At 35.4% G+C, this 20,810-nt stretch carries 21 protein-coding genes, 2 pseudogenes and 4 CRISPR repeat arrays; of the genes and pseudogenes, 14 read left to right on the top strand and 9 right to left on the bottom strand.

Features of this window, described 5'->3' with window-relative positions:
• Positions 1-47 precede the first annotated feature (47 nt).
• Together EDD58_RS08085 and EDD58_RS08080 are read left to right on the top strand one after the other, a co-directional pair.
• Complete coding sequence (locus tag EDD58_RS08085; protein WP_131924346.1) at positions 48-398, top strand: hypothetical protein; 351 nt, start codon at positions 48-50, stop codon at positions 396-398.
• 276 nt (positions 399-674) lie between these two features.
• The gene (locus EDD58_RS08080; RefSeq protein ID WP_131924345.1) at positions 675-1,148 is read left to right on the top strand and encodes a class I SAM-dependent methyltransferase; all 474 of its coding nucleotides are present in this window, start codon (positions 675-677) and stop codon (positions 1,146-1,148) included.
• Positions 1,149-1,220: 72 nt separating this feature from the next.
• Here the strand turns inward: EDD58_RS08080 and EDD58_RS08075 are convergent, their stop codons facing one another.
• On the bottom strand, positions 1,221-1,703 hold the full coding sequence (locus EDD58_RS08075) for a DinB family protein (protein ID WP_131924344.1): 483 nt from the start codon (positions 1,701-1,703) through the stop codon (positions 1,221-1,223).
• Positions 1,704-2,054: 351 nt separating this feature from the next.
• On the opposite strand from EDD58_RS08075, the gene EDD58_RS08070 reads away from it, so the two are divergent.
• The 3 genes from EDD58_RS08070 to EDD58_RS08060 all read left to right on the top strand — a co-directional run bounded on the left by EDD58_RS08070 (position 2,055) and on the right by EDD58_RS08060 (position 3,501).
• Positions 2,055-2,486 (top strand): endonuclease domain-containing protein, encoded by a 432-nt coding sequence (locus EDD58_RS08070; protein WP_131924343.1) that lies wholly within the window; start codon positions 2,055-2,057, stop codon positions 2,484-2,486.
• 78 nt (positions 2,487-2,564) lie between these two features.
• Positions 2,565-2,858, top strand: coding sequence for an SMI1/KNR4 family protein (locus EDD58_RS08065; RefSeq protein ID WP_131924342.1), 294 nt, complete (start codon positions 2,565-2,567; stop codon positions 2,856-2,858).
• Positions 2,859-3,093: 235 nt separating this feature from the next.
• Positions 3,094-3,501 carry a hypothetical protein gene (locus EDD58_RS08060; RefSeq protein ID WP_131924341.1) on the top strand — a complete coding sequence of 136 codons (408 nt, stop codon included), beginning with the start codon at positions 3,094-3,096 and terminating at the stop codon, positions 3,499-3,501.
• Here the strand turns inward: EDD58_RS08060 and EDD58_RS08055 are convergent.
• Both EDD58_RS08055 and cas6 read right to left on the bottom strand, forming a co-directional pair.
• Positions 3,485-3,895, bottom strand: a complete 411-nt coding sequence (locus EDD58_RS08055; RefSeq protein ID WP_131924340.1) for a hypothetical protein — start codon at positions 3,893-3,895, stop codon at positions 3,485-3,487. The two genes, EDD58_RS08060 and EDD58_RS08055, sit on opposite strands and share 17 nt — an antisense overlap.
• Positions 3,896-3,926: 31 nt before the next feature.
• Positions 3,927-4,685, bottom strand: a complete 759-nt coding sequence (gene cas6, locus EDD58_RS08050; RefSeq protein ID WP_131924339.1) for a CRISPR-associated endoribonuclease Cas6 — start codon at positions 4,683-4,685, stop codon at positions 3,927-3,929.
• Between the two features lie 233 nt (positions 4,686-4,918).
• Here cas6 and EDD58_RS14840 point away from each other — a divergent pair, with 233 nt between their 5' ends.
• Positions 4,919-5,062, top strand: coding sequence for a hypothetical protein (locus tag EDD58_RS14840; RefSeq protein ID WP_165875877.1), 144 nt, complete (start codon positions 4,919-4,921; stop codon positions 5,060-5,062).
• 855 nt (positions 5,063-5,917) lie between these two features.
• The gene (locus EDD58_RS08045; protein WP_207903277.1) at positions 5,918-7,105 is read left to right on the top strand and encodes a protein kinase domain-containing protein; all 1,188 of its coding nucleotides are present in this window, start codon (positions 5,918-5,920) and stop codon (positions 7,103-7,105) included.
• Positions 7,106-7,349: 244 nt separating this feature from the next.
• Here EDD58_RS08045 and EDD58_RS14835 read toward each other — a convergent pair whose 3' ends face one another.
• The 3 genes from EDD58_RS14835 to EDD58_RS08040 form a co-directional block, all read right to left on the bottom strand.
• Positions 7,350-7,520, bottom strand: coding sequence for a hypothetical protein (locus tag EDD58_RS14835; RefSeq protein WP_165875876.1), 171 nt, complete (start codon positions 7,518-7,520; stop codon positions 7,350-7,352).
• A gap of 347 nt (positions 7,521-7,867) precedes the next feature.
• A complete protein-coding gene (locus EDD58_RS14830) occupies positions 7,868-8,005 on the bottom strand; it encodes a hypothetical protein (RefSeq protein WP_165875875.1) in 138 nt (45 codons plus the stop codon).
• Positions 7,995-8,729, bottom strand: a complete 735-nt coding sequence (locus tag EDD58_RS08040) for a hypothetical protein (protein WP_131924338.1) — start codon at positions 8,727-8,729, stop codon at positions 7,995-7,997. The genes EDD58_RS14830 and EDD58_RS08040 overlap by 11 nt, the downstream gene beginning before the upstream one ends.
• A 161-nt stretch (positions 8,730-8,890) precedes the next feature.
• Positions 8,891-9,582: direct repeats of the CRISPR family, unit length 30 nt; unit sequence ATTTAAATACAACTCATGTTGATGTTCTAC.
• 638 nt (positions 9,583-10,220) lie between these two features.
• On the opposite strand from EDD58_RS08040, the gene EDD58_RS08035 reads away from it, so the two are divergent.
• The 5 genes and pseudogenes from EDD58_RS08035 to EDD58_RS08015 all read left to right on the top strand — a co-directional run bounded on the left by EDD58_RS08035 (position 10,221) and on the right by EDD58_RS08015 (position 12,898).
• Complete coding sequence (locus EDD58_RS08035; RefSeq protein WP_131924337.1) at positions 10,221-10,565, top strand: ArsR/SmtB family transcription factor; 345 nt, start codon at positions 10,221-10,223, stop codon at positions 10,563-10,565.
• Positions 10,566-10,945: 380 nt separating this feature from the next.
• Positions 10,946-11,227, top strand: a pseudogene (locus EDD58_RS08025) (transposase family protein); the annotation flags it as partial.
• 1 nt (position 11,228) lies between these two features.
• Positions 11,229-11,985: direct repeats of the CRISPR family, unit length 30 nt; unit sequence ATTTAAATACAACTACTGTTGATGTTCTAC.
• 130 nt (positions 11,986-12,115) lie between these two features.
• On the top strand, positions 12,116-12,373 hold the full coding sequence (locus tag EDD58_RS15355) for a homing endonuclease associated repeat-containing protein (protein ID WP_424321661.1): 258 nt from the start codon (positions 12,116-12,118) through the stop codon (positions 12,371-12,373).
• Positions 12,370-12,639 carry a hypothetical protein gene (locus EDD58_RS08020; RefSeq protein WP_207903276.1) on the top strand — a complete coding sequence of 90 codons (270 nt, stop codon included), beginning with the start codon at positions 12,370-12,372 and terminating at the stop codon, positions 12,637-12,639. The genes EDD58_RS15355 and EDD58_RS08020 overlap by 4 nt, the downstream gene beginning before the upstream one ends.
• A gap of 28 nt (positions 12,640-12,667) precedes the next feature.
• Positions 12,668-12,898 (top strand): hypothetical protein, encoded by a 231-nt coding sequence (locus EDD58_RS08015; RefSeq protein ID WP_131924334.1) that lies wholly within the window; start codon positions 12,668-12,670, stop codon positions 12,896-12,898.
• A gap of 272 nt (positions 12,899-13,170) precedes the next feature.
• On the opposite strand, the gene EDD58_RS08010 is transcribed toward EDD58_RS08015, so the two are convergent.
• Positions 13,171-13,530, bottom strand: coding sequence for a helix-turn-helix transcriptional regulator (locus EDD58_RS08010; protein WP_165875873.1), 360 nt, complete (start codon positions 13,528-13,530; stop codon positions 13,171-13,173).
• A 1,008-nt stretch (positions 13,531-14,538) separates the two neighbouring features.
• A CRISPR array of direct repeats spans positions 14,539-14,960; the repeat unit is 30 nt; unit sequence ATTTAAATACAACCTATGTTGATGTTCTAC.
• Positions 14,961-16,242: 1,282 nt separating this feature from the next.
• Between EDD58_RS08010 and EDD58_RS08005 the strand changes: the two genes are divergently transcribed.
• Positions 16,243-17,118: a competence protein CoiA family protein gene (locus EDD58_RS08005; protein ID WP_131924332.1), complete on the top strand. Its 876-nt coding sequence runs from the start codon at positions 16,243-16,245 to the stop codon at positions 17,116-17,118.
• Positions 17,119-17,198: 80 nt separating this feature from the next.
• On the opposite strand, the gene EDD58_RS15260 is transcribed toward EDD58_RS08005, so the two are convergent.
• The gene (locus EDD58_RS15260; RefSeq protein WP_131924496.1) at positions 17,199-17,369 is read right to left on the bottom strand and encodes a helix-turn-helix domain-containing protein; all 171 of its coding nucleotides are present in this window, start codon (positions 17,367-17,369) and stop codon (positions 17,199-17,201) included.
• Positions 17,370-18,590: 1,221 nt separating this feature from the next.
• Here EDD58_RS15260 and EDD58_RS07995 point away from each other — a divergent pair.
• Positions 18,591-19,200 (top strand): annotated as a pseudogene (locus EDD58_RS07995) (tyrosine-type recombinase/integrase).
• A 138-nt stretch (positions 19,201-19,338) separates the two neighbouring features.
• Here the strand turns inward: EDD58_RS07995 and EDD58_RS07985 are convergent.
• Entirely contained in the window at positions 19,339-19,674 is a 336-nt protein-coding gene (locus tag EDD58_RS07985) for a hypothetical protein (RefSeq protein WP_131924330.1), read from the bottom strand.
• Between the two features lie 145 nt (positions 19,675-19,819).
• A CRISPR array of direct repeats spans positions 19,820-20,510; the repeat unit is 30 nt; unit sequence ATTTAAATACAACTCATGTTGATGTTCTAC.
• Positions 20,511-20,810: the final 300 nt, after the last annotated feature.

Below are 20,810 nucleotides of genomic sequence, written 5' to 3'. Positions count from 1 at the left end.
CTAAAAAACTTAAAATGTAGTATCACAATGAAAAGGAGTGACAAGGTATGTTTGTTGTTGATTTTTCCACCGATAATGTGCTTGTTAAGCAGGACAAAGCACAGATTTTCAAAGCTAGCGAATTAATCGAGCAGTTACCAATAACTGAAATTGATCTTTTAGAAATGGGCACTAAATTAGTCCCTGAATTGAAAAAAGCAAGAGAAAAAGGGCTTCCAATTGTTGTTGGTATCCCTAGAGATGGGAATATTTTGAGTTTCATTGGGATCATTCAAGTAATCTATGGAATCATGGGAAGCTTTCCCTTTGTTGTGACTGCCAATAAAGGGGTTTATGATCTGGACCAGGCTTTGGATCTGTATGAGATAATGGATAGTGCCCGATTAATGAGAATTTGATCTGAATAAAATCTTATATAATTGTTGTAGTAAACAGATTCATTTTTTGTTTATCGCTGTTCTAGTTAATAATGCAGCTCGACAAGGAAAAATTTTCAATGAAATGTGATTCTTATGAGATGATTATATTAGTGCTCTCCAAATAAAAAAACGGGGTGGTGGCAACTCTGTTTTTTTATTAATCTGTTTTTTTGTCTTCGTTTTGTATTATCTTTGTATTTAATCTAGTGAGGTGATCCGAAGTGGATATTCAACTTTTGGTTGCAGTACCCCTAAATGTGTATTCTTCTTTGTGGTCATATCGCAGATGAGCTACTTAAAACAGGTGTTGCCGTCGATGTGATAGAGATTGACTATGATCTACGTCAAATTTTAGAGGCCAAAGGACATCATTTAGTAGAATGGAACTTCTTAGAGTTTAAAGAGAAAGAGAAATATGACCGTATTATCATGAATCCCCCTTTTGAACATGGTCAAGATATCGATCATATAAAACACGCCTACAATTTACTAAAACCAGGTGGGATCGTAGTTGCCCTAATGTCAGAAGGTCCATTCTTCAGACAAGATCGTAAATCAAAAGAATGGAGAAACTTTCTAGACGAAATAGATGGATCCACCCAAAAGCTCACTCCAAATGCTTTTCGGGAATCGGATCGACCGACAGGTGTCCAAATCCGCTTAGTTACCCTACAAAAACCTCACTCTCCCTCAAAAACTCCTTCCTATGATCAATCCCTTGCTGTCTAAAAATAGTCTTTGCTGTTAAATGTAAAACAGGAGCTTAGACTTTGAGCTCCTGTTTTGATGTTTATGGTTTAGTTACCTTTTAGCCGGCCAAGATCCTTGAAGTTTGCGGATTTGTATGATTTGTCCGGTGTGATATGCATCGTGAAGAATGAGACTGTATAACCACATATCGACAGGGTTCTCCGGAACTTTGCGCTCCAAATCGTAATCGCTGTACCCAGCAATGATGTTGCGAATCGATTGATGTACGTCGTCCAGTTTCTTAACAGATTCTTCCCAAGCAGACGGTTCCACGGAAGTGACAGCAAATGTGTCATCGTTCGTCAAACCTTGAGGATTCTCGGTTTCTTCACCCGTTAGACGCTTCAGGAACCGTTCCTTGTAAAACGTCAAATGACGAACGTTCTCCCAGATCGTATTGATCGGCGCGCCTTCAGGCTTCCAATTCGCTTGCTCCACCGTAACGCCTTTGAGCACATCGGCCAACGGCGGATACCAGTCTTCTTTGTCATAACAAATTTCCCATCCGTGCAATAAAAATGCTTTCTTGTCCATACGATTCCTCCTGTAATTAAAATATGTAACGACTAAAAATTAAATGGATAGTTACAACATAGTATCACGTGGGTCTTTAAATTCAACATTAATTACCGAATCCCTCCTTTTACACAGATTTCGTCAGATGATTTATAATTTTGTTGCCTAATAAGATGGAACATGGATAGATCACTTTGAGTTTAATAGAATAATTAAGTTTATATGGTTAGGAGTCCTTCAAAAAGTATAAAGGTTAAAGAGGTGAAAAAAGTGAGGTGAGTGTTATAGAATGAAAATAAAGCCTATGATTCTAATACATGAAGATGTCGATAACGATATTACGGAATATTTAAATAGTGGAGGGGTAAAATGGCTAAGCTCAGTGTTGAATTACGTCGTAATAAGGATTACCTTGTATGGATTGGAATGTACTTTAAACAACTGTTTCAAACGAAGCGTCTTCCTGATTGGCAACGGATTAAATGTAGTCGTAGTCCTATTCAAATTCGGTTATATGATGCACTAAAGCGTGAGGGATATAGAAGAGTAAAGTCTGAGTATGAGACCTGTGGTTATCAGATTGACTTGGTTATTAAAAGGTACCGGTTGGCTATTGAGTGTGATGGGGCAGCTTATCACTCTAACACTGAGCAAAAAGCACGTGATCGAAAGAAAAGTGCTGTATTAAGAAAGCATGGTTGGAAAGTAATGCGCTTTAAAGGTCGAGAAATTAATGGACAGATTGAGAAGTGTGTTGAACGGATTAATGAATATACTGGTATTCACCATAAACACTGGTGACACAAATTCAAGCGAGGCAATTAACTTACAGCTTAACTCATGATCATGGGTTAAGATGTATTTTTTATTCCAACATGGATGCAATTCAAACGGCTAATTATTGGAATTCTTGTTCCTGTTATGCTAATTATCTTTCAATTCCAAGATGGATGCAATTGGTACGATGAATATATGAATGATTTACTTCCTCAGAGTATTATAATAGGTGATGATTCTGGATCTGGAAAGATTGTTTTAGTTGTGGATCCAGAGTACAAAGGAGTTTATTACTGGGATCATACATATGATTTTGAGCAATTAAGTGATGAGGAAAATACTTATAAAATTGCTGATAGCTTTCAGCGTTTTATTGATGGATTGAAGAATCCCTAGTTACTGAATTCACTGTTTCATAGCCGAATCGAACATAAAGGTCAACTATTCTCTCCATTGAGAGTGGTAGAACTTTTTCTTATAAGCCGACTACCTAGTATGTTAAGGAGTAGGTTTATTTCATTTTTTAAAGCTAATCCAGAGACACTTGTAGATAAACAATCAGGTCAAATTATTGACTATTATATGGGAAGTGAGTTAAGAGGACTTATTCATATAAAGGAGATTTAAGTATATGAGCAAAACATTAAATGGTGAGATTATACCTGGTGAAAGAATAGGTGACTACTATCTAGGATGGAGTTTTAATACTTTAAAGGAACATTTGACGAAAGATTTTCAAATTGAGGATCGAGGTCAAAAATTAGTTATCACAGATCAGAATATGAAGTTTTGGTTGGATAAAGAAAATAATTCAATCACTCAAATTTCGGTGTTTGGTGAATTTAAAGGGAGATTTAAGGGTGTAATTGGAATAGGTTCTAATTTAACAGATGTACAACGAAGGGTTGGTAAATGGGAAGAGGAGTTAGATGTTTATATTATGCCGGACTTCCCAGGAATTTGCTTTGAATTATTAGATGAAGAGGATTGGGATGAATGGAAATCACCGATTGAATTTATATCTATATATAAAGATTAACTACTCCTGAATCAAATCGATCAGAAGGGCGACCACATAAAGGACAGGGCTTTGCTTTCTTCGTAAATTTCTGTAATTGCTGATCGAAGAAATCCGACAACTCTTTTTTATATGATTCAGTGAGGCGTTTCCAATCTAACTTTAACCCGATAAAATTCCGCATGCTGGTTAATTCTACTTGATACTTTTCATTTAAAAAGCCATTCGTTTCGTGTTTCCAGTCGTGATGAGTTCCGAGGAGCTTGATTTCTATTGGAGGTAAAAGAACTTGGTTTAATTGCGTTCGTAGCAGCTCCACACACTCTTCTTGCAATTCCTCAAGAGATTCTTCATTCAATTTAAACTCAACAACGTGGGAGCTTAACCGAAGAGAGGGTAAAACCTCCTCATCCAACTCTTCCTCCTCAATTGGAATAACTGGACTTTCACGGTGTCACCTCCTTCATCGGTTCTAAAAATCCGAAGCCTTGGCTAGATAAGCTTCCAATACCAGCTTCCATCAATACTTGTTGTAAATCGGGTGGGGCTTCGATCCACAAAGGAACCTGGTACCCTTTGATTTTTTTCTCCTTATATTCGGTTAAAACAGCTGCTTTTTTCAGACTAAATTTTTCAGGGTGAAGTAGTCGGATTCGAAAAGGGACATCCGCAGGAAGTTCTTTCTGCCATTTCAGCCAATACCAATTTCTGGCTGACTTCTTTAATTGCTCATAAAAGTCACTTTCGAGAGGATTGCAAAAGTGAAGACGATCAGCCAACCGCATCGGGACCACAATCGGACTAAGTGATCGATAAGACATCTCTGGTTGGAAAGTGGTTGTCCCCATTAATTGAATCTCTTTTAAAGGAAGCTGAATATCTAATAATTGTAGACAGCCCTTCTTCCACATTCCTTCCATCAGTCGCTGGATCAAAGTGGGTTGAATCGAATCGACTTGAAAGGTGACCTTTCCCTTTACTTTCATCGACCTAGATTGAAAGCGCCGATACTCAAAATGAAGATTAGAAAAGATGATGGGCTTGTACGACCGACCTTGATATGATAATCCTTCATTATGTAACCATTCTCCAAGAGCAGGATCTGCTTGAGAGATGCACTGATAAAGATAACTACTGATTGGATAATTTAATGAATAGGGGAGATTTGTTTCTTCTTCAAGATAAAAAGTAGCTCGGATTCTCAATGATTCACCTCCTTTGCTATTTTACGGCAAAACCGCCCCTTTTTAGGAGCGGTTCAAACCCAATACGATGTAATTTATTTTTTCAACTTTCAAATCCATCTCGGATGCAACGATTACATTAAACATATCACAAAGTTTAATTTATATACAACCAATGTTGATGTTCTACAAAGCACCCTTTATTGGGATGCTTTGAGTTTTCAGCTTTAATGTGCTTGGATGTTTTCTTGCGGATGAATAACTATTACCTCAAAACTCCTAAAGGAAGAGCTGCTGATTTGATGGTTCAGTTTGCTAAAGAAGAACAATTCAAAGGAGATACTGGTCCAGAAGAAATCGGAAAAGTAATTGGAGAATACATGGTGTTACTGGATTGACCATTTCCCATGTATAACCATCCTGTATAGGATGGTCTTTACCGATATATGATGAATGAGGCTCCTAGTAGACTGAAAGCAATTGGACTACATGAAGGAACCAAGCAATTCAAGGTGGATGAATTACGTTCTTGTATTGATGAAAAAATATTATTATCCTATCCATCCTTGAGTGTACATGTGATAATTTTTTACTAAAGCCAAGGGATTCTTTAGTAAAAAATGGGGACTGGATATGGCGCAAGCGAGCAATTAATGTTCTACTTTATTTTTAGGCTTTGGGTATACTCATCCCGCACGAATTTAATTCAACGAATGTTGATGTTCTACTCGATAATGCAAATACCCCGAATACAGATAACGCCATTTAAATACATCTAATGTTGATGTTCTACCCCAGTCACTATAAGCTTTTTCATTTCAAACTTACTACATATATATGTATATCAAGGCTTATGGGAGTGTTTCTCCAAGTAATTTTCTTTATTAGAGATACGTGGGTAATTTTGGGGAAATAGTGTTATATCAATTTCATCAAGTTATCCTTTTATATTTAAGATTTTAATAGATGGGTTTAATTAGTCTACAAAAGAGGAAGCATAAAGGCATAATGTCTCTGAGGGTTTAAAATTCAATTTCATTTAGTCTTTTAAACTAAATCTCGAAGAAGAGTTTCAACGGAGCCTTTATTTTTTCTACTGAGTTAAAAAGAGAAAATGAAATCAATATAAATTATTTAACTAAAAATTGATAAAGCATATTAGAACAACTATAGTTTATGTAATAGGTTTTTATGATTGGAAACTAGCTTTTTATTCATTATAGAGACTATATAGTAGAAAAGGGGCATTGGGAATGCTATCAACTAAAGATGTTCATCTAGATTATTTAAGTAGTAAGGTTAATGAATATATTGAAAGATTTGGCGATGAAAATATACAAAAATACATGGGGCTATATGATACTGTTCCTATTCCTGTTTTAAAACGACTCTTTTCAGTGTTTCATTATCAATTAAACTTTTTATTTAATTATATGAATGCCCGACTTAACAATGGTCACTATACAGCTGAAGAAAGTAGAGAACTCATATACTTGCACGAACAATTGGAGTCACTCCAATTAAATCTAGAGCGTTCTGAATACTATTTTTATGTAGATCCTCATTACGAAGAAATATTGAATGAATGTGATGGATTTTTAGAAAGTAGTTTTGGAAGTGCTATTCCCAGTAACTTTCAGAAAATAAACCTCATTGAAACAAAGCCTATATTTAGTCTTACACCCATAAAAAAAATTAGTAAAGAGTTTATTGGTAAGGGCTCTTATGCAAGTGTTTACAAATATTATGATGACTACTATAAGCGTTTTTTCGTTATTAAAAAAGCAGATAAAAATCTAAGTGAGGATGAGTATAAGCGATTTAAAATCGAATTTGAAGAAATGGGGAAATTGAAGTCTCCTTATGTTATTGAAGTCTATAACTTTGATGAAAAAAATCGTCAATATATAATGGAATATGCAGATGATACGCTTTACAATTATATTTCGAAAAATAATAGTAAATTGGAGGTTGGGGAAAGAATTAGGTTAGTCAAACAAATCCTTCGAGCATTCATTTACATTAATAACCGAGGTGTTTTGCATAGAGATATAAGCCCTACAAATGTTCTCTTAAAAAAGTATGACGGAATAAATGTGATCAAAGTTTCAGATTTCGGCTTGGTGAAATTAGAAGACAGCGTACTCACAAGAGATAGCACTGAAATAAAAGGAATTTTTAATGATCCAGATCTAGAGTTTCTTGGATTTAGTAAATATGAGATACGACATGAAACATATTCATTAACACGGTTGATTCATTTTGTAATGACTGGTAGGTCAAGGATAACAAATAAGAATGGTGTTTTTTATAAATTCATTGAGAAGGGGATTTCTCAAGATATAAATAAACGTTATAAAAATGTTGAAGAACTTCAAAAAGAGTTCAATAACTTTATCGAATCGCTAAATAAATCTGATATTAAAAAAATTAAGATATAGATGATTACTTATATTAATTATGTAAAAGAAGCTTAACTTATGAGGCATTAGTCATTATGAATATCTTTCAACTCTAGTAGAGATGCAATTATAATTTGTTACAAATCCAACATACAATAAGGCTTTCTACCAGTGAATATTTATGTCTGCAAACCTCTGAAACTTGAAAAATCTCAAGAGGTTTGTAGATATAATTACTATTCTTTCTGTCGAAGAGTTTGTTAGGATGTTTTAAAGGCATTGTTCAAATAGGGTAAATAAAAACTCCCGCCAACATTGCGGGAGTTAATTTATTAGTATCGGCCAGCACAGCGCTACTGCATTTAGTTTTAGGTTTTTCAAAAATAAGAGTTAAGCAAGAAAGATTAATTTCAAATCCTTTAAACCACTCAACTGCAAGGTTTTTCGTTTTCATAAGTGCTACCCCCAGTCTAGTCAAACCTATTGAAAAAAATTGCGCCGACCCTGACCGATGCTAATAATATAAATATTGTAACATTTTCCTTATATTTTTGTCAATTAAGGGCTCAAATAATGAAGATTGGAGGCAGGATGTATTATAAAGAATAAATAAAGTGAAGCCAAAGAGCTTGTTAAGCCTGATGTTCTACCATTCATCCCGTCGAAACTCTGACAAATCGGCGGTATTTAAATACAACTACTGTTGATGTTCAACCTTTTATTCTTTTCTCATATTCTTCTGTATCTTCTTCATTTAAATACAACATGTTTACTGGTTTATTTTTCTTACATGGGAATTAACTAATCCAAATCAACCAAGGCTGCCAAATCAAGGGATTTCTCAATTTCTGTTTGGCAGAGAGTAATGAGTTTATCCAGTTTTTCTTCAGCTTCTTTTACTTTTTCAGAGGACAATTCTTCATCGTGATCAGCTTTCACAAAAACCAAAATTTTGGATATATACTCGAAGACTCTTAGACAAATAATATTTGTTTTCTTGATATAGTTGATCTAGATGAGATACTGTATCGTTCCAATCATCTGTATGTAAAAAATCAGGATAAAGAATTCCTAGGTCTTCAATTAATTGTTCCACTTCGGGGTAAAGAATCATTCGTTTTTCAATCACTCGTTCCTTTAAATTGGCATGAGACTGTTCAATCATAGCCAGTTGAGTTTGGCGATTAAAATAAAAGGTGACTATAAGAGTCAAGCCAAGTGTGAATGTAGAACCCATTGTTGTGATAATAGCTGCATCAACATCAGGAGCAAACTTGTGATGAGGGTAAATTGAATCAATCCATCGAACGAAATCTTCAATGAAACAAATGAACCCAATCATACATCCAATACCCAAAAGTCTGGCCCCCCACATCAACTTTTCACCTTCATCTTTATGATTTAACATTTGGAGCCAAATAGATGGCAATACACTCTCTTTTACCAAAGGATCATTATATAATTCATATGTTCTTTCATTCGATATATTTTTTTTACGAATTAATGATGCACTAGAAAAAGATAAAATTAAAAGCGATAAAAAAGTAAAAGCAAAAAACTGATTAGCACTCACTTTTTGTGAAAGCCATAAAACTACTATAATACCAAAGGACAAAGTACCAACTACTAAAGAAAATAACGACCATTTTATATTTGTTCTCATCGTAATCTCCCCTTTCTTCTATAAACTCTATCAAGTGATTATAGAATTGGGAATAGAGTAAATAGAATAAGAGAATAACTCTCCCTTATCTTGTTTCACCTCCACTTTACAACTGTAGTATTTATTGAGATCTCGCCGACGCAACAAAGTGAAAAATAGAAATTTAAATACATCCACTGTTGATGTTCTACGCAAGAAAAGATTCAAAAGAGAAAGCAAAAAGAATCATTTAAATACAACTCATGTTGATGTTCTACGTTCGGCACATTGATAACCAAATAGATGAGGTGACAACAATTTAAATACAACTCATGTTGATGTTCTACCTTATGCCCTCCCCTGCCCTCCCTTGGGCTGGGGTATTTAAATACAACTCATGTTGATGTTCTACACTAGACGAGGTCGCGTATTTTGAGAAGATGGCAAGATTTAAATACAACTCATGTTGATGTTCTACAAGAATGAAAGTTAACAGAGAAAAAGATATTGATTAATTTAAATACAACTCATGTTGATGTTCTACACTGAATCAGCCAAAACCCCTTTACTACCCCACATCAATTTAAATACAACTCATGTTGATGTTCTACAGGCGAGGTTTACGAATCGCCCAGGCGAAGACGATATTTAAATACAACTCATGTTGATGTTCTACCGCTAGAAAATATTGATGATAGATTATTACTTTGTATTTAAATACAACTCATGTTGATGTTCTACGAAAGAGAAAGATAAAAGGATATGCCTCCCGGCGGGATTTAAATACAACTCATGTTGATGTTCTACGTATTATAATTAAATCAAATAAAACAAATAAAACAGTATTTAAATACAACTCATGTTGATGTTCTACCCCAGTCGCTACAGGCTTTATCATTTCAAACTTACTACATAGATATATGTATATCAAGGATTACGAGCGTTTTTCTCCAAGTGATTCACTTTTTTAGAGACAGGTAGGGGAAATTTGAGAAAGTAGTGTTATATCAATACTTAGACCCTATTTCGATACCAATTGAGGTTGGAGAAAAACCATAAGAACAGTGCTTCTCTTCCTTTAATGATGTTCTTATAAGCAAGTTTATAAAGCTATTTATGGTGGTGGGTGCAATATCTTCTGATGAAATAAGTAAAGTTAAAGCGAATTGCTGGTGACTCTAGTCAATTTATAATCCACCTCTTATTTATGGGGGGTCTTCGGAATATATAGTGGAATTATTATTTTAATAATTCAAAAACAGTTAGTATTTAAATCGGATTATTTGGTGGAATGCTAAGGAAAAACAATAATACCATATAAGCTTCAATCAAACATGGGTGTTTACAGGAGGTAGGTAGTCCAACAAGAGGGGATTATGTTGTTGTATTATTAAGATGTCATAATGTACTGATAAAAAAGATGCTTATATTATGAACTTCACCACTTTATAGGGGACTTGACATAAAAACTATTACACTATATGATGTAATTGTGGAACGGAGGAGGAAATAATGGCTGAAAACTGGTGTACACCAAAACCAAAACTAACGGAACGCCCTTTGTTAGATACAGATAATGCTGAGGGTTTAAGTGAGACCTTTAAAATACTTTCTAATGGAACAAGGCTTAGAATATTGCATACTTTGATCCGAACACCAAATGTATCTGTTAGTGAGGTAGCAGAACAGCTTGAAATGAAACCTCAGGCCATTTCCAACCAACTTCAACGATTAGTTGATAAAGGCATCGTTCGCAGTAATCGTGAAGGCAATTTTATTCGGTACCGAGTTGTTGATAATTGCGTCGTTAGTCTTTTAGATCAAGGTTGGTGTTTAACTGAAGATTTACCTAAATAATAAGGAGGAGTTTGGTATGGAAAAATGTGCAAGACCGAGCTGTAATTGTCTTCTTGGTGTAAAAAAAGTGGAAGTAGAAGAAAAAGTTTATTGTAGTCAAGAATGTGCAGACAATTGTACTGATGAAGATTGCGAGTGCAAAGATTGTAGCTGTGTAACTGCATAGTTCCAATAATGGTAAGGTTATCCTGTGAAACCATGGGATAACCTTTTTTATCGTAGGATACTCAATGATAGGTTTTCTGATCGCCCATCATCTAAATGCTTTATGGAATACTATATGAGAATTTACGGTCACGAAAAGTAATTAGCAATGATAGTTCAAAAATCAATATTCTTAATACCGTAACACTACAGAGTAGTAAAGGATGAACAATAATATGTCAGACTTATTATTACTACCAGATCTTAAAACAACAGAACCACCACAAGAAAATGAATCCGACATGATGTTTAAAGTGGAAGCAACTTATCCACCAGAACGTTGCCCTCAATGTGGCTTTGACAGGCTATATAAACATACATCAAGAAAACAACTAATCATGGATCTACCAATTTGTTTAAAGCGAATAGGCTTAGAATTAAACCGCAGACGTTATAAATGTCGTGAATGCGGCTCAACTTTTTGGGAACGCCTTATATCCATTGACGAAAAGCGTAGTAATTTAAATACAACTACTGTTGATGTTCTACGGATCATGCCCAGCGACTTCTCTATACTTTTCGTTCATTTAAATACAACTACTGTTGATGTTCTACCTTAATAGTGTTTCTAACATATGGGCAGATCAATCTAATTTAAATACAACTACTGTTGATGTTCTACTTAGAGGGGTTCTTTTTTGTGTTATGGCTTTACAACCATTTAAATACAACTACTGTTGATGTTCTACAATTTCCTGCTTTTTTGTTTGCTCGGCGATCCACTTCATTTAAATACAACTACTGTTGATGTTCTACCAGGACAAGAACGGACGCGGGGCAGTACATTATCACAATTTAAATACAACTACTGTTGATGTTCTACACCAATTCATCAAATTTACTTCCTCTTTTTAACCAACATTTAAATACAACTACTGTTGATGTTCTACACAACACGGAAATGAATTTGTCGTCGTCGTGATTAAATTTAAATACAACTACTGTTGATGTTCTACTTTATGACTTTGTCGGATATGTAAGGAGAACAGTGATTTAAATACAACTACTGTTGATGTTCTACATACTCGTGATGTTGATTCTAGTAACTTTAGGGTATTTAAATACAACTACTGTTGATGTTCTACTTATAGAAGATTTAAAAATAGGCAACGTAATTTCTATTTAAATACAACTACTGTTGATGTTCTACGGATGGGATATATGTGGATGTTTGGAGGATTGCGGAATTTAAATACAACTACTGTTGATGTTCTACCCCAGTCACTATAGGCTTTATCATTTCAAACTTACTACATATATACATGTGTATCAAGGGTTACGAGTGTTTTTCTCCAAGTGATTTTCTTTTTTAGAGATCTGTGGGGAAAATTTGAGAAAGTGGTGTTATATCAATACTTAGAACCTATTTTGATAGTAATCGAGGTTGGAGAAAACCTATAAGAGGTCATCGTACCCAAAGAAGAAAAGTACACGTTTCGGGACAAGGGAGCCGAACCGGCAGACCTCCACGCAAACGGGAACTCCCCCGATACTCAGCGGTGATCTACCGATTCGGGTCATGGAGCGTGGGACTCCGATTAGCAGGATTTGAGAAGAAGAAATCTCCGAAACGAACGCTATGGGAGAAACAGGAGGGGAAATGAACCGCACCCTCGATAGGCTATGGGAGATGAGTGCAAAGGATGGATTTCCCACTGTGGTTACATGGGACATGTACGCACGGAAGTATGACCTATACAGTGTATCAGCGTTGAAGCAGAATCTTCTCTCCCTCACATGGGACGGCATCCGCAAACACTTGAAGTTACCCCAAAGTCGAGATCGATTCACCAAGGAAGATTGCATCTGTTCACTGTTACAGGCATCCGAGGAGTTAGGGGAAGGGTTCAGCAAACGACAGTATGAATAAATGAGCGAAGGCTCATGGCTTCCCACGGGTGAGAGTGATTACCAGTCGGTTCAACAAAACGTTTAACTATGCGAAGGAAGAGGTTGAACTACTGACCGATGAGGGGAAGGGACTCCAGTTCACGAATGATGACCTACAACAGGCACTGGATCGGTGTTATCAGGAGTTAGGCGGTCGATTTACGGAACGGGAGTATGAACAGTGGCGGAAGTCGAAGCATGAGATTCTCCCCAACATTGAGACATCCGACTCCGACTAGGCAGTGTGGTGGAGACGAAGTTGAGGTTGAACCAAGAAACTTACTTCCCTGGTAACCGATATGCTGTGGGGTCGTACAAGCAGGTGATCTACCGTTTCATCTCCTACCAACTGAAGGAATTTCAGAAGTGGTCACAGTCACATGGGGAGATGAGCTACCGTATCCTGCTCATCCATACGGGTAACTTTGACTCTGCACTTATAGAAGTGTTACCCACATTCATCCAGTCGCTGAAGAATCGGAAATGAAAAACCCACCTGACTGTGGGTGGCTCATTCAACAATAACTTCATACAATTCATCTACAGGCACATTCAAAATGTTGGCGATTTCAAATAACATTTCTGTACGAGGGAACGATTTCCCAGTGAACCAGTGATTCACCTGCATTTTGTTCATGCCCAGTCGTTCGGCGAGATTTAGTTGGTTCAAGGGGACCCGTTTGGTCTTGGGATTTCCGTTCTCATCGAATACAACTTTTCTCATCTTTTTCCCCTTCTCGTCCGTTTCATACTCGTATTCGTAGATTTCGAGTAGATATCCCTCTGACGTGCGAACTTTCATCCAATACCGAAATCTGGGTTTAATTCTTACTTTATAACCAACATGTATGATCTTATCATCATTTACCATTCTCATCACCTCATATACAAATTTAATTTGTATTCCATATCCTATCATCAACTAAGTATGATGTAAACTTAAATATATATTTAATTTATATTAAAAGTGATATAATAGAGATGTCATGAAGCCTCTCCCACCGAGAAGGCTTTCTTCATTCATCCCATGCTAACATGTGAGCTTCGTTTACAATTCACCTCCTCCCTATAAGGGGTAACGGTATCGATATGAGAAAAATACACGCTAAGGCTCATTTCAGCGAAGCTAACGTTTTTCGCGATGATTTCCGTCCTTAACGTGTGGGTAGCCGGTTAATTCGTGTCTAAAGTATGTTTAAACGTGTGTTTTTCTTCTTTAGGTACGGTGACCCCAAAAAGTGAAATTGCTACGGAGAAGTCATGAGAATTTCCAGAATTTGATTGAAGTCATCACCAATTAGAGGTAGTTAAACCAATCGGAGAATTTAGGTTCAGAACTGATAGAAGATTACTATTTGGAAATAAGTAAGACGGAAGATGACAGACATTATTCCAAAGGAACTGGAACTTTAAAAACTCAATAGCTCAACAAGAAAAATACTTTGATGCTTAAAGCTACAAAGTATTTTTTTCTTTAAGAGGAGGATATAATCCATGATGATCGATATTGATCTCTCTACATTAATAATTGGTCTTTTTATATTAGGTTTCGTATTGGAATGGATGAAACACAAACGGAATAAATCAAAGGTGCACATACTTTGTTTTTCCGTATGTTATATGTTCTTAAATATACAACTTGTTGTGCAAATGGTTGCAAAATCAGTCTTCGCTTCTTTTACCCCAAATAAATTAAACCAGCTTTAGAGATAAGCTGGTTTAATCAGTGTATCTGATCTAATACACTTTGATTTTGATCATAATCAACTGACATAAGACTTTTTAGTATAAAGCTCTAGCGAATTTCCAGAGTTTTTTGAAACAGCGAATGTTGATATTCTACTGAATAATTCATGTTGGAAAATACCACGGTAAACTTATTTAAATACAACCTATGTTGATGTTCTACTCGACTGGTTTTTTCATTCTCCATTTAGTTTTCGTTATTTAAATACAACCTATGTTGATGTTCTACATATGAAATGAAGAATGATCCCGATCCAAACAAAATATTTAAATACAACCTATGTTGATGTTCTACATTTGCTAGTGCCTAGTACTTCAGCTATGGCCTTTATTTAAATACAACCTATGTTGATGTTCTACTCCAAATCTAGCAGAATTTATGGCTGGAGAAAATGGATTTAAATACAACCTATGTTGATGTTCTACTTTTAAGTGTTACAACTGCGGGGCTTGGGGTTACATATTTAAATACAACCTATGTTGATGTTCTACAGATCATCGCCTAAAACAATCTAAAGAATTTCTATTTAAATACAACCTATGTTGATGTTCTACCCCCAGTCACTATAGGCTTTATCATTTCAAACTTACTACATATATACATATGTATCAAGGGTTAGAGGAGTTTTTCTCCAAGTGTTTTTCCTTTTTTAAAGACAGGTGTAGGAAATTTGAGAAAGTAGTGTTATATCAATACTTAGACCCTATTTATATATTGATCGAGGTTGGAGAAAAATAATAAGTATAGTGGCTTCTCCATCTTCCTATAATGATGTTTCTAATGTGATTTCTCTAAAAGTATGTTCGTTCATCATCCTTATAATTGAGACAAAATCATAGTTTTCATCAATGATTTCTTCCATTTCCTTTCTCATTTCCATGATATCTGATGGAATGATCAGTCCATAGAAACTGAGTTTTAATAATGAGCCAAGTATTTTACTAGAGGAAAAAAGAATAAACTTGATAACAAAACTTATCCACCTTACCACAAGGCTTTCCATTGATGCAATTCATATTTTGTCAGCAAACCTCTAGAACTAAAAATCCCGGAAGGTTTGCTGACATGTATAGATCATGTGTGTAACTAGAATTACTATTCCTACTGTCAAATAGTTGGCTTGGTGCTAGATTGCACCTGATCTACAGCTCTTTGGAGAACTAAGAATAGGGATATTCACGTAATTTGGAATGCACTAATGGATGTTGCTAAAAAAATATAAAATGACGGTTAAAACAATGAGTATAAGACCTCTTTTTTAGAAATAATTGTGTATGGTGTTAAAGCTCAACAAAAATGTATAGGTCATCTTATGAAAATACAAGTTAATTTTATCGGAAATATAATTTACTATGAAAATTCAGAGAATAGTAGCCTGCTAATTGTCTGTAGTTTTGGAATAAGATTGATAAATGAATAAGGAAGAGCATGTTTTGAAAATGATTGTTTTACTCTTCCTATTCTTTTATAGTGCATGCATTGATATTCTGTTCTATTGCTTGCTGAATTGCCTCTGCGATAGTGCTTTCTATTGCCATCTAACAGGTAGTAAATATAGAATTTTCAATATTTATTATCCAACTAATTTCCATCTCCTTTATTTGGGATTTTACATACAATTAGGTTCGAACTATAAAAAATATTACAATAATACAATGACCTAAGGGAGGGGTAATGGTTAAAATAGAGAACTATTTAGAGACGAAGGTGGGATTAGTGATAATATGAACTATTTATTGCATGTTTCCTATGGATTTAGTGAAAAAGTGGAGGGAGATTTTTTCGTATCAAATAAAGCAATAAAAATCACCATAGAACAGGAGCAGAGAGAAGACTATGGCAAAGGTTATGATTGAATATGCTTTGTTGAATGATAAGGAAACCTTGATCCACATTAAGGATGCTATGAAAAACGATCCACACTTGAAATATTATTGTGACGAGTGCGGCGGGGAATTGCTCGTAAGAGATGGTCCAATCAAAGAAAAACATTTTGCACATAGATCTGGGGAAAATTTTCATTGTCTAACAAGGGTGAATGGAAGCGGAGAATCTACCGTACATAAATATTGGAAGCAATACTTGGCTAAATTGAAAGTCTTAGAGTATCCAGAGAAAGTGTTAAACGAGGAGGAAATGAAGGAAGAAATTAGGAATATATCCAAACCAGTAGTTAAGTCAGTGATGGAAAAAGCAGTGAAGCTGGATGATGGAAAGATCTTGCGACCAGATATTCTCTTTACCCTTGAAGGAGGTAGTCAGGTTGCTTTGGAGATTGCCTACAAGAACCCCAAAAGTCCGAAATATAAACAAATTTACCGGAAATTAAAACTTCATGCAGTAGAGGTTCATGTCAATAGGGATAGGATATTTAAGATGGTTCCATTGTATTCATTGAATGAAGAGTATTTCTTCCCGAGAAAAATGGAGAAGAAAATGAAAGATGATAAAGAACAAGCTGATGATTTTTTGAATAGCATTTATGGAGTCGTCGAGAAATGGGAACACCAAAACCATTTTAAGCCAGATGTTCCGCGGTATGTATATTACCTTATTCATATCAATGCGCCATTAGGTGCAAAAGGTTTTCTATTCTTCACGACTTATAAATCTTTTTTGCGTGTAGAAAAAAGCTATGGTCATCTATTTCGGATACATCCATCTGGATCGTTAAAAAGGGTCAGACAAAAAAAGAAAATGGGTTTGTATTAAATATCCCAACCAAGTCTTTTAAGACTAGAACCACATGAGACTTTATAAAGAGATTTATGATAGATTGAATCACTTGTTTTTCATCTCTCTTTCTTAATGTATCTATATACTGTAGCACTTGAAGTTTCTAGCATAGAGGCAATATCTATAATAGGTGTACCAGATTTAGCAAGTGCCTTCATCATCTCAATTTCCTTCTTACCAAACTTCTCAGATCTGTCACCTAGTCTTCTTCTTGCTTTAGTGGCAATTCTCTCTGTAGCTGACCTTTCTGTATTTCAGAAAAAGGGGTGTTAAATAGTAGATATGAACATCTACTATTGTGTAAATATAATGAACCTCCGAACCACTACTAGATAGTTGGTTCTTTTTTATTTCAATTTAAATTTGCACAAACGCATTTAGACACAGTGATCTGTATTCGTTTCATTTTCCAATATGGATGCAATTTAAACCTGTTACAAAACCACCATTCCACAGGATATTTAAATATACCCAGTGTTGGTGTTCAACATCCAAACTACACAACGATATATAACCCAAAGTGAACAATTTAAATACAACTACTGTTGATGTTCTACTATTGGGAGTATTGGATAAGTATGCACGTGGCAACGAATTTAAATACAACCTATGTTGATGTTCTACAAAAAAGTATATCCGAGGACAAATGATACCTTTTGGGATTTAAATACAACCTATGTTGATGTTCTACCCGGTTTTTGGGAGTCTAACCAAGATACTGTTACGAATTTAAATACAACCTATGTTGATGTTCTACTCGCTGAAGCGATCCGTTGTTACTCCAATCACCTTTAATTTAAATACAACCTATGTTGATGTTCTACAGGAAAGCCGCCGCGTTCTTTTTCTTGGTACCGAAATTTAAATACAACCTATGTTGATGTTCTACTCTTCAATCTCTAACAACTTCCAAGCCTGTACATCTATTTAAATACAACCTATGTTGATGTTCTACCCAAGTCACTATAGGCTTTATCATTTCAAACTTACTACATAAATACATGTGTATCAAGGGCTTTGATCGTTTTTCTCCAAGTGATTTTCTTTTTTAGAGGTAGGTAGGGGAAATTTGAGAAAGTAGTGGTATATCAATACTTAGACCCTGTTTCGATATCGATCGAGGTTGGAGAAAAACTATAAGAATAGTGCTTCTGTAAAGACATACCTAATGAAATTGCTGTAATAGCATGTTCGTTCATCATCGTTATATTGAGAAGCATCTTCTATTGAAAGGAAAATCCCACAATACAATCTTATCTTATCTGAATTCTATGAAATCATATTTACAATAGTTCCAAAATCGCTATCAGAAGATTCCACAACAACTGTTTGCTGGGAATATTGTGGATTACAAATTATTTCTTGATAGTAAAGGAATTGCTCCCAGTACTTTTAATTCTCACTTAGCAAGTCTCCGTTCCTGGAATGAACATCTCATTCAAAAGGGAATGCAAGACCATCTAGCAATCCAAAGAGAAGACTTTAAAAAAGTTCAACATGGTTATGCTTCACCAGCTATACATAGTGAATCGGACGTGCAGCTCTTCATTCAAATAGTGTTAGAGACAAAAAATAAGCGTGATTATGTACTAGTGAATTTGCTTGCTTATACAGGACTTCGTATTAGTGAAGCATTAGCTTTAAGATTAGATGATCTACATTTGGAGTCACAAGAGTTATTAGTGAGAGATGGAAAAGGGAATAAGTCTCGAACGGTTTTCCTTTCTGATAAAGTGATTCGGCTACTCCGTGATTATCTGAAGCAGGAGAGATCTAAGTATCGGTTAGCAGAAGTAAGCCCATTTGTGTTTTTAAGCAATCGTAGCCAACTAACGAATTACTGTGTTCAAGTCATTTGCAAAATATAGTGAACTGGCCAATATTCACCCTAGCATTTCTCCTCATGGATTACGCCATTTTTTTTGTTCAAATGCGCTAGAAAAGGGATTGAATGTTCACGAGGTGGCATCAAATGCGGGGCATTGTAACATTCATACCACATTGCTTTACACCAATCCTAGTCGAAAAGAAATGTTAAATAAATTAAACCAGCTTTAAAGATAAGCTGGTTTAATCAGTATATTCTGATACAATACACTTTGATTTTGATCATAGTCAACTGAGGGCAACACAATTACTGTGATATCCTTCCTGATACTGCGATTACATTGAAAACGAAGCTCACATGTTAACAAATTACTTCCCTTTCGCTCGCATCACCCACCAACGGATGCCACCTGCGACTAATACAGCTAGAACATCCACCCAGATGGACACATAGCCACTGGAGATCATTCCTACAAGGCACGCCCATACCAAAGGGTAAGCAATTAGCTTGGCTATGTATATAAAGCGGATTGTGAGAAGTGCTAGGCAGATAAGGATGGACCAGACACCCACCAGTTCAAGATCAATTAGTTTGACCATAGCGAACCACAGCAAAAATGGTTCCGCAAAACTGAACAGGGTGAGCCATAGCGTGAGCTCTCGCTCTTTGACTATGGGGTCTTCAAATTCTACGTTGATTTTCACCAGATCCCTCCTTTTTTATGAATTATATCAGATGGTTCCGATTTGTGTGGTTAATTCGGATAATATAAAAGGATAGTATATAAATAATTTGCACTCTTTGATGTATAACTCGTTATAACCAAAAAGAATTGGCTGTTTTAAGCGTATTTAAATACAACCTATGTTGATGTTCAACGTGCACGCTTTAAAACTTTCCCATCAGAAATTGAAAAATTTAAATACAACTACTGTTGATGTTCTACGCACTTCAGAGTGTTGTGACTCGTGAATACATTCTTATTTAAATACAACTACTGTTGATGTTCTACTATGAGAAAGCCGAACTGGGTCGTCAGGGCATTATAATTTAAATACAACTCATGTTGATGTTCTACAAAAGGGCTTAACAGCTTCACTTACGGTCCCTTTTGATTTAAATACAACTCATGTTGATGTTCTACTTACCATCTTCTTTATAATCAAGACCAACTCTTGTCATTTAAATACAACTCATGTTGATGTTCTACACGACTGTAAAGCTAGATGTATCAACAGGTTGAACGATTTAAATACAACTCATGTTGATGTTCTACTTACGATCAAAGCGATCGTAACCACAACAGCCAGCAATTTAAATACAACTCATGTTGATGTTCTACTAGTGAGACGTTATTACAAGAAAGCGGCTAAAGAACATTTAAATACAACTCATGTTGATGTTCTACGCGGGGAGGGGTATGTAGAACATACCAAGTCAAAACATTTAAATACAACTCATGTTGATGTTCTACACAATTACATTTATCAAAGCACAATAACTATCTTTAATTTAAATACAACTCATGTTGATGTTCTACCCCAGTCGTTATAGGCTTTATCATTTCAAACTTACTACAGTTATGCATGTGTATCAAGGGTTACGAGCGTTTTTCTCCAAGTGATTTTCTTTTTTAAAGACAGGTGGGGGAAAACTTGAGAAAGTAGTGTTATATCAATACTTAGACCCTATTTCGATATGGATCGAGGTTGGAGAAAAAATATGAGAATAGATCTTTTCCATCTTCCATTAATGAGGTTCGATATTTCACACGAAATAACTTTGTACTGCCACGGATCGGAACCCTTCACTTTTTTGCAAGGTCAATTTATGAAGGATG

This window comes from Hazenella coriacea, assembly GCF_004341825.1.
Taxonomy (GTDB): domain Bacteria; phylum Bacillota; class Bacilli; order Thermoactinomycetales; family Thermoactinomycetaceae; genus Hazenella; species Hazenella coriacea.
This window is presented reverse-complemented; position numbering and strand designations above follow the sequence as displayed.